Origin of the sequence: Streptomyces sp. NPDC093109 (assembly GCF_040701725.1) — a bacterium.
Classification (GTDB): domain Bacteria; phylum Actinomycetota; class Actinomycetes; order Streptomycetales; family Streptomycetaceae; genus Streptomyces.
Window position 1 is genome coordinate 1 of sequence record NZ_JBFBEZ010000070.1, and the last position, 11,128, is coordinate 11,128.

General features: G+C 72.2%; 10 protein-coding genes. 5 read left to right on the forward strand and 5 right to left on the reverse strand.

Features of this window, described 5'->3' with window-relative positions; all coding sequences use genetic code 11:
- The 3 genes from AB0389_RS36250 to ptsP form a co-directional block, all read left to right on the forward strand.
- Window positions 1-218: hypothetical protein (locus AB0389_RS36250; protein WP_366399835.1), on the forward strand; the 218-nt coding region annotated here is incomplete at its 5' end.
- Between the two features lie 252 nt (window positions 219-470).
- Entirely contained in the window at window positions 471-920 is a 450-nt protein-coding gene (locus tag AB0389_RS36255) for a PTS glucose transporter subunit IIA (protein WP_366399836.1), read from the forward strand.
- Between the two features lie 90 nt (window positions 921-1,010).
- Window positions 1,011-2,681, forward strand: coding sequence for a phosphoenolpyruvate--protein phosphotransferase (gene ptsP, locus AB0389_RS36260; protein WP_366399837.1), 1,671 nt, complete (start codon window positions 1,011-1,013; stop codon window positions 2,679-2,681).
- A gap of 90 nt (window positions 2,682-2,771) precedes the next feature.
- Here the strand turns inward: ptsP and AB0389_RS36265 are convergent, their stop codons facing one another.
- On the reverse strand, window positions 2,772-3,680 hold the full coding sequence (locus AB0389_RS36265) for a hypothetical protein (protein ID WP_366399838.1): 909 nt from the start codon (window positions 3,678-3,680) through the stop codon (window positions 2,772-2,774).
- Between the two features lie 102 nt (window positions 3,681-3,782).
- The gene (locus tag AB0389_RS36270) at window positions 3,783-5,810 is read right to left on the reverse strand and encodes an acetoacetate--CoA ligase (RefSeq protein WP_366399839.1); all 2,028 of its coding nucleotides are present in this window, start codon (window positions 5,808-5,810) and stop codon (window positions 3,783-3,785) included.
- Window positions 5,811-6,002: 192 nt separating this feature from the next.
- Here AB0389_RS36270 and AB0389_RS36275 point away from each other — a divergent pair, with 192 nt between their 5' ends.
- Complete coding sequence (locus AB0389_RS36275; protein WP_366399840.1) at window positions 6,003-8,369, forward strand: TIM-barrel domain-containing protein; 2,367 nt, start codon at window positions 6,003-6,005, stop codon at window positions 8,367-8,369.
- 82 nt (window positions 8,370-8,451) lie between these two features.
- Here the strand turns inward: AB0389_RS36275 and AB0389_RS36280 are convergent, their stop codons facing one another.
- A complete protein-coding gene (locus AB0389_RS36280; protein ID WP_366399841.1) occupies window positions 8,452-9,042 on the reverse strand; it encodes an NUDIX domain-containing protein in 591 nt (196 codons plus the stop codon).
- A gap of 61 nt (window positions 9,043-9,103) precedes the next feature.
- On the opposite strand from AB0389_RS36280, the gene AB0389_RS36285 reads away from it, so the two are divergent.
- Window positions 9,104-9,919 carry a M15 family metallopeptidase gene (locus AB0389_RS36285; RefSeq protein ID WP_366399842.1) on the forward strand — a complete coding sequence of 272 codons (816 nt, stop codon included), beginning with the start codon at window positions 9,104-9,106 and terminating at the stop codon, window positions 9,917-9,919.
- 223 nt (window positions 9,920-10,142) lie between these two features.
- Here the strand turns inward: AB0389_RS36285 and AB0389_RS36290 are convergent, their stop codons facing one another.
- Together AB0389_RS36290 and AB0389_RS36295 are read right to left on the reverse strand one after the other, a co-directional pair.
- Window positions 10,143-10,748 carry an ATP/GTP-binding protein gene (locus AB0389_RS36290; RefSeq protein ID WP_366399843.1) on the reverse strand — a complete coding sequence of 202 codons (606 nt, stop codon included), beginning with the start codon at window positions 10,746-10,748 and terminating at the stop codon, window positions 10,143-10,145.
- The gene (locus AB0389_RS36295) at window positions 10,729-11,124 is read right to left on the reverse strand and encodes a DUF742 domain-containing protein (RefSeq protein WP_366399844.1); all 396 of its coding nucleotides are present in this window, start codon (window positions 11,122-11,124) and stop codon (window positions 10,729-10,731) included. Before AB0389_RS36295 ends, AB0389_RS36290 begins: the two co-directional genes overlap by 20 nt.
- Window positions 11,125-11,128 lie beyond the last annotated feature (4 nt).

The window sequence follows — 11,128 nt, forward strand, 5'->3', positions numbered from 1 at the left end:
AGGTCGGGGTATCAACATATCTGGCGTTGACTTTTGGCACGCTGTTGAGTTCTCAAGGAACGGACGCTTCCTTTGTACTCACCCGCAGAACATTTCTGGGGCTTTCCTCCGGGCGCTTTCCCTTCGGTGTTTCGTTCTTGCGTTTCAAACTCTACCAGGGCTTTTCGTTCTCCCTGACCACCGTTCCGCAGACATGCAAAAGCAGAACCACGGTTTAGGATCAAGACTTGGTAGATGCCGCCGACCCCCGACTCAATGTCGTGTTGGGGTCAGGCAGGAGTACGACAGTACATCTCGTCGGTCGGCACAAGCAAATCGATTCCTGTGCGCCGCCTGTCTGTCAACCGGTACCTCTTGCACCGAACCGTCACTTCCTATGACTTACCCTTCTCAACAGCACGTCGCCCGCTCACGGAGGGTGACGGACGGACACCACTTGTCCTTTCACCCCAGCCTCCGGGAGGCTCCCCATGACCATCGTGACGGCCCCACTGCCCGGACGAGCCATCGGGCTCGCCGCGGTTCCCGATCCGGTGTTCGCCGGTGCGATGGTGGGGCCGGGTACCGCCATCGACCCCGTCAGGGGGCCGGCGGTGGCGGTGTCCCCGGTCGACGGGGTGATGGTCTCCCTGCATCCGCACGCCTTTGTCGTGGTGGACACCGAGGGGCACGGGGTGCTGACGCATCTGGGGATCGACACGGTGCAGCTCAATGGCGCCGGGTTCGAGCTGCTCGTCAACAAGGGGGACACCGTCGTACGGGGGCAGGAGGTCGTGCGGTGGAACCCCGAAGCGGTCGAGGCCGCCGGTAAGTCGCCCATCTGTCCGGTCGTGGCGCTGGAGGCCACGGCGGACTCGCTCGCCGACCTCCGTGAGGACGGCGAAGTGGCCGTGGGCGACACTCTCTTCGGCTGGCAGTGAGGCCGGCGTCGTATGTCAGGGACGGGCGCGGGGCGCCCGTCGTTCATTCAGCGCGGCGACCGGGTCGCCGCATATCCGGGGACGGGTGACATGGAGACAACGCTGCGAGGCGTCGGGGTCAGCCACGGTGTGGCGATCGGCGAGGTACGGCACATGGGGACCGCGGTGCTGGAGCCGCCGGCCAAGCAGATCCCCGTGGAGGACGCGGAGCGTGAGCAGAGCCGCGCCCACCAGGCCGTGGAGGCCGTGTCGGCCGATCTGATCGCCCGTGGCAATCTGGCCGGCGGCGAGGCCCAGGCCGTGCTGGAGGCCCAGGCGCTGATGGCGCAGGACCCGGAGCTGATGGCCGACGTCGAGCGCAGGATCGCGGTCGGGTCCACGGCCGAGCGCGGTGTGTACGACGCGTTCGCCTCGTACCGCGCGCTGCTGGCGAACGCGGGCGAGTATCTGGCCGGACGCGTCGCCGACCTGGACGATGTGCGGAATCGTATCGTCGCCCGTCTGCTGGGCGTTCCGATGCCCGGTGTGCCGGACAGCGACGAGCCGTATGTACTGATCGCCCGTGATCTCGCGCCCGCGGACACGGCGCTGCTCGATCCGGCGCTGGTGCTCGGTTTCGTGACCGAGGAGGGCGGCCCGACGAGTCACAGCGCGATTCTGGCGCGGGCGCTCGGTGTGCCCGCCGTGGTGGCGCTGCCCGGTGCCGGGGAGATCGGCGAGGGCACGGTGATCGCGGTCGACGGCAGCACGGGGGACATCTTCGTCGAGCCGAGCGCCGAGAAGCGGGCGGAGCTGACGACGGCCGCCGCCGCGCGGAAGGCCGCGCTGTCCGCGTCGTCCGGGCCGGGGGCGACCTCGGACGGGCACAAGGTTCCGCTGCTCGCCAATATCGGTGGTCCCGCCGATGTGGCGGCGGCCGTCGCGGCCGGTGCCGAGGGGGTCGGGCTCTTCCGTACGGAGTTCCTGTTCCTCGACGACAGCAAGCAGGCGCCGTCGGAGGAGAAGCAGATCGCCGCGTACCGCGCGGTGCTCGAAGCGTTCCCCGAGGGCCGGGTGGTCGTGCGGGTGCTCGACGCAGGGGCCGACAAGCCGCTGGACTTCCTGACGCCCGCCGACGAGCCGAATCCGGCGCTCGGTGTGCGGGGGCTGCGCAGTCTGCTCGACCACCCGGATGTGCTGCGGACCCAGCTGACTGCGCTGGCCGAGGCCGCCGCCGGGCTGCCGGTGTATCTGGAGGTCATGGCGCCGATGGTGGCCGACCGCACCGACGCCAAGGCGTTCGCGGACGCCTGCCGGGAGGCGGGGCTGAGCGCGAAGTTCGGGGCGATGGTGGAGATTCCGTCGGCCGCGCTGCGGGCGCGGTCGATCCTCCAGGAGGTCGAGTTCCTGTCGCTGGGCACCAACGACCTGGCCCAGTACACCTTCGCGGCCGACCGGCAGGTCGGCGCCGTGTCGCGGCTCCAGGATCCGTGGCAGCCGGCGCTGCTGGATCTGGTGGCGCTGTCGGCCGAGGGCGCGAAGGCCGAGGGCAAGAGCTGTGGTGTGTGCGGTGAGGCCGCCGCGGATCCGCTGCTGGCCTGTGTGCTCACCGGGCTCGGGGTGACGTCGCTGTCGATGGGCGCGGCGTCGATTCCGTACGTACGGTCGGCGCTGGCCAAGCACACGCTGGCGCAGTGTGAGCGCGCCGCTGCCGCCGCCCGGGCCACGGACACGGCGGAGGAGGCCAGGGCTGCCGCTCAGGCGGTGCTCTCCGGCGAGTAGGGACCCGCGGTCCGGGTTGGGTTCGGGTTTCTGAGGGGCTTCGGCCCGCACCTGGTGCGGGCGGAAGCCCCTCCGCGGTTGCCGCGCGGGTCAGTGGTGTGTGCCGGGCTCCTCCTCTCCCAGGTCGAAGCCCGCGCGGTACTCCACACCGGACTCGGGGGCGACGGGCTCGCCGGTGTCCGCGTCCGTGCAGTAGGCGCTGAAGACCTCGCCCTCGGTGAGCGCGACCAGACCGCCCCGTTGGAGGCGCCAGCCGTGCAGCCGGTCGGGGGCGCCGGGGGTGGTCGTACGGAGCACTACTCCCCCGGCGGTTTCGAGGGCGATTCCGGTGGCGAGCACACTGACGAACTCGGCTCCCTCCGTCGCGTCGAGTCCGGCCGGCGCCTCCTCGGGGCGGTGGGCCTGGAGCACCGCGAGGAGTTGTCCGTCGGCGGCGGGGACGCTGCACACGAGATGGTGCGTGCCGGGTCCGGCCGCTTCGAGCAGGCGCGCCAGCAGGTGGGAGGCGCGGTCGAAGGCGGCGCGTCCGATGTCCTGGCCGCAGTCGGCGCACTCGCCGAGGTCGGCCAGGAGCGTGGTCGCGTACTCCCAGGTGGCCCTGCGGACCGCGGTGTTGATGAGCTCCGGGAGCAGGGTGTCGAGGGGCTGCCCGGTGTAGCGGACGGCCGCTCCGGTCGCGGGGAGGGTGGCCGTGTAGCGGGTGCGGCCGGCCGCGGTGTCGGGGTCGAGTCCGGTGTCGGCGCAGAACTCCGCGTACTCCTCGGGGTCGAAGAGGGCGACGGTGGTGTGCAGGCCCCGGGACGCCAGGGATCTCAGCAGTCCGTCGATCTCGCGCAGATACGCCGGGTGGTCGTCGAAGGTGAAGGTGCGGTAGCGCCGCATCGCGGTGAAGTCCTGTTCGTCGGCCAGCAGGCCGACGACGCCGGGGACTTCGCGGCGTAATCTGCCGCGCGCGCTCGCGCGCTGCGGTGGCTGGTCGCGGTGGTCGGTGTGTGCCATGACTCCCCCTGAGCACTGTCGATCATTGCTCACTCAGAGTAGCTGCGGGGTCTGACAATGGCGCTCGCGTGCTCCGTACGCCCGTGCTCCGTACGCCCGTGTTCAGCCGCCGGCGCGGGAGTGGGCTCGGGCGCGGGCCAGGTTCTCGTAGAAGGGGAGCAGGCCGAGGTTGTCCACGGATCCGGTGTTGACGGCCTTGTCGAGCGGCGCTCCCTGGAGGAGGCGTTTGACCGGGACTTCGATGCGTTTGCCGGTGAGGGTGTGCGGAATGCCGGGGACTTCGAGGATCTCGTCAGGGACATGGCGCGGGGAGAGCTGTTCGCGGAGGGTGCGGCGGACGCGGTCGCGCAGCGCGTCGTCGAGGACGGCGCCCTCCGCGAGCTGGACGAAGAGCGGCATCCAGTAGCCGCCGTCGGGCTCTTCGACGCCGATGACCAGGGATTCCCTGATCTCGGGGAGGCGTTCGACGGCTTCGTAGATGTCGGCGGAGCCCATCCGGACGCCCTGGCGGTTGAGGGTGGAGTCGGAGCGGCCGTGGATGATGACGGAGCCGTGGTCGGTGAGGGTGATCCAGTCGCCGTGGCGCCAGACGCCGGGGAACATCTCGAAGTAGCTGTCGCGGTAGCGGCTGCCGTCGGGGTCGTTCCAGAAGCGGATGGGCATGGACGGCATGGGGTTGGTGACGATCAGTTCGCCGACCTCGCCGATGACGGGTCTGCCTCTCTCGTCCCATGCCTGGAGGTCGGTGCCGAGACAGGCGGCCTGGAGTTCGCCGATGTGGACGGGGAGGGTGGGGACGGCTCCGGCGAAGCAGCTGCACACGTCGGTGCCGCCGCTGACGGAGGCGATCCACAGGTCCTCGGCGACCTCGTCGTGCAGCCAGCGGAAGCCGTCGGGGGGCAGCGGGGATCCGGTGGTGGCGACGCAGCCGATCCGGGAGAGGTCGTGGTCGCGGCCGGGGTGGACGTCCGCCTTGCGGCAGGCCATCACGTACGCGGCCGAGGTGCCGAAGAAGGTGGCGCCGGTGCGTTCCGCGACGCCCCACTGGGCGTCGACGGCGGGGTAGCCGGGGCTGCCGTCGTACAGCACGACCGTGGTGCCGGTGAGCAGGCCGGAGACGAGGAAGTTCCACATCATCCAGCCGGTGGAGGTGTACCAGAAGAAGCGGTCCTCGGGGCCGAGGTCGCAGTGCAGGCCGAGCTGTTTGAGGTGTTCCAGCAGGATGCCGCCCTGGGACTGGACGATCGCCTTGGGCAGGCCGGTGGTGCCGGAGGAGTAGAGGACCCACAGGGGGTGGTCGAAGGGGACCTGTTCGAAGACGGGGCCGGTGCCGACCCGTCCTTCGGTGTCTTCGGTGTCTTCGGTGTCCTCGGTCAGCTCGGCCCAGGTGAGGGCGCCTTCGGGGGCCGGGGTGCCCAGCAGCGGGATGTGGACGAGGCCGCGCAGGGTGGGCAGTTCGCGGCGGAGTTCGGCGACGGTCTCCGTACGGTCGTGTTCCTTGCCGCCGTAGCGGTAGCCGTCGACGGCGAACAGGACGACGGGTTCGACCTGCTGGAAGCGGTCCAGGACGCCGCGGGCACCGAAGTCGGGGGCGCAGGAGGTCCAGACGGCGCCGACGGCGGCGGTGGCGAGGAGCGCGGTGACGGCCTGCGGGATGTTGGGGAGGTAGCCGCTGACGCGGTCGCCGGGGCGGACACCCAGGGCGCGCAGTTCGCGGGCGAGCGCGGCGACCTGGCGGCGCAGTTCGTGCCAGCTGACGGGGGTCTGCTCCTGCGTCTCGTCGACGTACAGGAGCGCCGGTTCCTGGGCGCGGGCCGGGTCATCGGCGGCGCGCAGGGCGTGTTCGGCGTAGTTGAGGGTGGCGCCGGGGAACCACTGGGCGCCGGGCATGGCGCGGTCGGCGAGGACCCGTTCGTACGGGGTGGTGAACCGGACGTCGAACCAGTCGGCGACGGCGGCCCAGAAGGTCTCCAGTTCCTCCACGGACCAGCGGTGCAGCGCCGGGTAGCCGCCCTCGGCGGGTGCTCCGTACCGCTCGGCGGCCCAGGTCTGGAAGCGGGTGACGCGGGCGGTGGCGATGCGCTCGGGGTCAGGTCGCCAGAGGGGTTCGGGGGTGGTGCTGGTGGGCATGGCGGCGCTCCCGGACGGCTCGGCTCTGATGCGTGCGGCTGACACGGACGATGCCATGTGATCGTCTCCGGCACCAGAGGTGGCCGCCCGGCGCCGCTTGTCTGTCGGGCCGGCGAATTTCGGCCCGCACAGCGGGTGAACGGGAGTTGAACGGTGCTTCCGCGGGCCCGGCCGGGTGGCAGGGTGAGCGTCATGGACGGTCGTGAGCTGGTGCGTTCGATGAAAGCGGTCGGTTCGGTGCGGGGGCTGCGGTCCGTACGGTCGGCCTGGCGCGGACGCCGCGCGGACGCCCGGGGGCTGCCGCCGCGGGGTCCTGAGCGGGCGCGGGTGCCGGGGCCGGTCGCCGGTGCGGAGCCGCTGCCGGGGGGCGGGACCGTACGGTTCGCGCGGGCGGAGCTTCAGGTGTGTGTGGCGGTGGGCGGCGCCGTGTTCTGGGGGTGGGACGGTGCGGGGCCGCTGCCGTCGTACGCGCTCGACGGGGCCGCGCCCGAGCCGGATCCGCGCGCGGGTCTTGAGCCGGACAAGGACGGCGGCTGGCGGGTGGTGTCGGAGCGGGTGACGGTGGCGGTGTCGCGGCACGGCGGGGTGGAGGTCCGTACGCCGGGTGGGGTGGTGCTCCGCCGTGAGCTGCCGCCGCGCTGGTGGGAGCCGGTGGGGGGTGGTCCGGCGCGGTGGGTGCAGCGGTCGGAGGTGGCGGCGGACGCGCGGTTCTTCGGGCTGGGCGGGCGGGCTTCGGGGCCGCGGCTGCGTGGCGGTACGTACCGGCTGTGGAACACGGATCCGGGCGGTGGGTTCGTTCCGGCCGACGATCCGCTGTACGTGACGATGCCGGTGCAGCTGGTGGTGGCGGACGCGGGGACGCATCTGGCGTTCTACGACAACTCCTGGGACGGCCGGGTGACGCTCGCGGAGGGCGAGGAGGGGGCGGGTTCCGGCCATGACCGGCCGGGGACGGCCGAGTTGCGGATGGACGGCGGGCCGCTGCGCTGCTGGGTGGTGACGGGGACGCCGGCGCGGGTGCTGCACGGCTGGACGGCGCTGACCGGGGCGCCCGTGCCGCCGCCGGCCTGGGCGCTGGGGCCGCAGCACGCGCGGTGGGGTTTCGGCAGCGCGCGGGAGGTGCGGCGGGTCGTGGCGGGGTACCGGGAGCGGGGGCTGCCGCTGTCGGCGGTGCATCTGGACATCGACCACTACGCCGCGCATCAGGTGTTCACGGTCGACCGGGAGCGTTTCCCCGATCTGCCGGGGCTGGCGGCCGAGTTGCGCGCGGAGGGGGTGCGGCTGGTCTCGATCGTCGATCCGGCGGTGCGGGCCGAGCCGGGGAACGCGGTGTACGACAGCGGTCGCGCGGTGGGGTCCGGGGGCGCGTTCGTGCGGGACGCGCGCGGGCGTGAGGTGCGGGGGGTGGTGTGGCCCGGGGAGTGCGCGTACCCGGATTTCACTGATCCGGCGGTACGGGAGTGGTGGGGCGGGCTGTACGGGGAGCGGCTGGCGCAGGGTTTCGCCGGGGTGTGGCACGACATGAACGAGCCGGTGTCGTTCGCGCCGTTCGGGGATCCGACGCTGCCGCGGTCGGCCCGGCACGCGCTGGAGGGGGCGGGTGGCGACCATCGCGCGGCGCACAACGTGTACGGGCTGGGGATGGCGCGGGCCGGTTATGAGGGGCTGGCGCGGCTGCGGCCCGAGGAGCGTCCGTTTCTCTTCTCCCGTTCGGGGTGGGCGGGGATGCAGCGGTACGGGGGCACGTGGTCCGGTGATGTGTCGACGGGCTGGCCGGGGCTGCGGGCCTCGCTGTCGCTGGTGCTGGGGATGGGGTTGTGCGGGGTGCCGTACTCGGGGCCCGATGTGGGGGGTTTCGACGGGAGTCCGTCGGCCGAGCTGTATCTGCGCTGGTTCCAGCTGGGGGCGTATCTGCCGCTGTTCCGTACGCACGCGGCGATCGGCGCGGGGCGCCGGGAGCCGTGGGAGTTCGGGCCCGAGGTGCTGGGGCACGCGCGGGCGGCGCTGGCCGGGCGGGAGCGGCTGCGGCCGTACTTCGTGACGCTGGCTCAGCTGGCGCGGCTGACCGGTGCGCCGTATGTGCGGCCGGTGTGGTGGGGGGCGCCGGAGGACCGGGCGCTGCGCGACTGCGAGGACGTGTTCCTGCTGGGTGACGCGCTGCTGGTGGCGCCGGTGCTGGAGCGGGGGACGGACCGGCGGGCGGTGCGGCTGCCGGGTGGTCGGTGGTACGACACGGTGACGGAGAAGGCGTACGAGGGTCCCGCGCAGGTGCTGCTGGACGCGCCGGCGTCGCGGATTCCGGTGCTGGCGCGGGCGGGTGCGGTGATTCCGGTGCGGGGCGAGGACGGTGGGCCTTCGCTGGAGGTGTGGGCGCCGGCGGCGGGTCGTACGGGCGGCGGTCTGGTGGTGCGGGATCCGGGCGACGGGTGGGGGCCGGCGGAGGTGGAGCGGTACACGTCGCGGCTGGTGGACGGGGAGGTGCGGGTGGAGCGGGTGCTGGACGGCGGGGTTGCGGTGGCGCCGGAGTGGCCGGTGCGGGTGCGGGGTGCGGTCCGGTGAGCGCGGCCGGCCGGGGGTGCGCCGGCCCGGGGTGGGCCGGTGCGCGGGCGTGCCGTACGTGGATGCGCGCGTGCCGTACGTACTACGTACGTACGTCGTAGTCGCCGGCGAACCAGGCGCGTACGGCCTGGGTGTGCAGGGGGAACGCCAGCTCGGCGGGGGCGCGCAGGAGGTGCCATCCGGTGGTCTCGTCCGTGCGGACGGAGGGCGGCAGCCGGTCGGCGGGGCGGGGCGGGAGGAGCCCGAAGAGCAGCAGATGGCCGTGGGGTGAGCTGAGCGCGTCGGCGAGCCGGACGTCGCGCTCCGCCGCCTCGATCCCGGTCTCCTCGTACAGCTCCCGTACGACGGCGTGGCGCCAGTCTTCACCGTGGTCGACGAAGCCGCCGGGGAGGGCGACGCCGCCGTACGCGGGCTCGATGGTGCGGGTGATGACGACGAGTGAGGTGCCCCGGTCGTCGGTGACCCGGTCATCGGTGACCCGGTCGTCGTCGGTGACCGGCAGCAGGCCGACGGCGACGGGCAGCGGGTTGCGGTAGGCGGTGGTGCCGCAGGCCGCGCAGGTACGGGGCCATCCGGCCGGCGTGAGGTAGGGCGTGCCGCAGCCGCCGCAGTGGGAGTGCGGCGCGGGTTTCTTCGCGGGGTGCGGCGCGGGCTCGCGCGGGGGCTCGGACACGCGCGGACTGTATCCGATCGCTCTTCCTTCCGGCCCCGGAAGCTGGTAGATGACAGTGCCCATGACAAGACTGGTGTCCCTCCCCCGCGCGCTGGCCGCCGCTGCCGCCGCCGTGCTGCTCGCCGTCACCGCCGCCGTCACCGCTCCTGCCGCGCAGGCCCGGCCGGAGCCGGTGGCCCCGGTGGAGTTCGTGGCGCTGCGTACCGTCGCGCCGACGATCATTCAGGAGATGCGCTACCTGACGCCGCACAACTTCCTTGGCAGTCCCGTGGACGGTTACCGGCAGCCGGTCTGCCTCGTCACCCGCGCCACGGCCGAGGCGCTGCGCCGGGCCCAGTCGGGGCTGCTGAGGCGGGGCTACTCCCTCAAGGTGTACGACTGCTACCGGCCGCAGCGGGCCGTGGACCACTTCGTGCGGTGGGCGGAGGATCTCCGGGACGAGCGGATGAAGGCGGAGTTCTATCCGCGGGTGGAGAAGTCACGGCTGTTCGAGGACGGTTACATCGCGGAGAAGTCCGGGCACAGCCGCGGCAGCACGGTGGATCTCACGCTGGTGAGGCTGCCCGCCCTGCCGACGCGGCCGTACCGGCCGGGAGAGCCGCTGACGCCCTGTTACGGGCCGAAGGCCGCGCGGTTCCCCGACAACTCGGTGGACATGGGCACGGGCTTCGACTGCTTCGACACGCTGGCGCACACGGACGATCCGCGGATCACCGGACGTCAGCGGGCGAACCGGGAGCTGCTGAGGTCGGCGCTGGGTGAGGTCGGGTTCACCAACCTGCCCGAGGAGTGGTGGCACTTCACCCACCGGCCGGAGACGTTCCCGGAGACCTACTTCGACTTCCCGGTGGCGTGGGACGCGGTACGCGGCCACTGACGGATGTTCCCGGAGTCCCCGGACCGGCCCCGGTGTTCCCCGGAGGGAAACGGACGGCCGGGACCACCCCCGTGGGCTCCGGCCGGCCGTCTTCGGATGTGACGCGGCCGGCCCCTGTCCGGTTTCGTCTTCCGGCGATTACGGGGCCTTTATGCCGCCGCGTTCATCCGAACGGGTGAGGTCCGCCGCTCACGGGGGGGGTGCTCCGGGATCTGGTGGGTGGTCAGGTGGGCGCGTGCTCGCGGGCCAGGGCCGCGCGGTTCATGGCGTGTTCGACCACCGATACGAGTACTTCCTTGACGGACTCGCGGTCGCGCGCGTCGCACATCACCAGCGGGACCTCGGGGTCGAGGTCGAGCGCCGCGCGTACGGTCTCGCCCGGGAAACGGTCCGCGCCCTCGAAGCAGTTGACGGCGACGGTGAACGGGATGCCACGCCGTTCGAAGTAGTCGACCGCCGCGAAGGAGTCCGCGAGCCGCCGGGTGTCGGCCAGCACGACGGCGCCGAGGGCGCCCTGGGCCAGCTCGTCCCAGAGGAACCAGAACCGGTCCTGGCCGGGGGTGCCGAAGACGTACAGCACCAAGTCCTCGCGGAGGGTGATGCGGCCGAAGTCCATGGCGACCGTGGTGGTCGTCTTGTTCTCCACGCCTTCGACATCGTCGACCGGCCGGCCCGCCTCGCTGAGCATCTCCTCGGTGCGCAGCGGCCTGATCTCGCTGACCGCGCCCACCAGGGTGGTCTTGCCCACCCCGAAGCCGCCCGCTACCAGGATCTTCAGCGTTACCGGATCGACCGGACGCGGCCTGTGGCTAGAGCGCCCGAAGACCATTGATCACCTCGCGGAGAATGCTCACGTCCGGCAGCTCGGCCGGCGGAACGGGACGGGTTACGTGGACGAGTTCGTCCTCGACGAGATCGCCGACGAGGACCCGGACCACCCCTACGGGGAGGTCCAGGCTCGCGGCGAGTTCGGCGATCGACTGGGGGCTCGTGTAGCAGCGGTCGACGATCTCCACGTGTTCCGGGGAGAGCGTCTGGTCCCTGCCGGGGTCGCCGGCGGCGGGTTCGCACACGACGAGCGCGATCAGGTCGAGCCGGTGGCGCGTCGCGCTGCTGGTGCGACCGCGCGTCATCGCGTACGGGCGTACGACCGGTCCGGCTTCGCCGTCGAACCAGTGCTCCTGATCCTGATCAGATTCACTCATGTCG

What these genes read in the sequence shown, in the direction of transcription:
- AB0389_RS36255 (WP_366399836.1), top strand. Translation starts at nt 471, where the DNA reads ATGACCATCGTGACGGCCCCACTGCCCGGACGAGCCATCGGGCTCGCC.
- ptsP (WP_366399837.1), top strand. Translation starts at nt 1,011, where the DNA reads ATGGAGACAACGCTGCGAGGCGTCGGGGTCAGCCACGGTGTGGCGATC.
- AB0389_RS36265 (WP_366399838.1), bottom strand. Translation starts at nt 3,680, where the DNA reads ATGGCACACACCGACCACCGCGACCAGCCACCGCAGCGCGCGAGCGCG.
- AB0389_RS36270 (WP_366399839.1), bottom strand. Translation starts at nt 5,810, where the DNA reads ATGCCCACCAGCACCACCCCCGAACCCCTCTGGCGACCTGACCCCGAG.
- AB0389_RS36275 (WP_366399840.1), top strand. Translation starts at nt 6,003, where the DNA reads ATGGACGGTCGTGAGCTGGTGCGTTCGATGAAAGCGGTCGGTTCGGTG.
- AB0389_RS36285 (WP_366399842.1), top strand. Translation starts at nt 9,104, where the DNA reads ATGACAAGACTGGTGTCCCTCCCCCGCGCGCTGGCCGCCGCTGCCGCC.
- AB0389_RS36290 (WP_366399843.1), bottom strand. Translation starts at nt 10,748, where the DNA reads ATGGTCTTCGGGCGCTCTAGCCACAGGCCGCGTCCGGTCGATCCGGTA.
- AB0389_RS36295 (WP_366399844.1), bottom strand. Translation starts at nt 11,124, where the DNA reads ATGAGTGAATCTGATCAGGATCAGGAGCACTGGTTCGACGGCGAAGCC.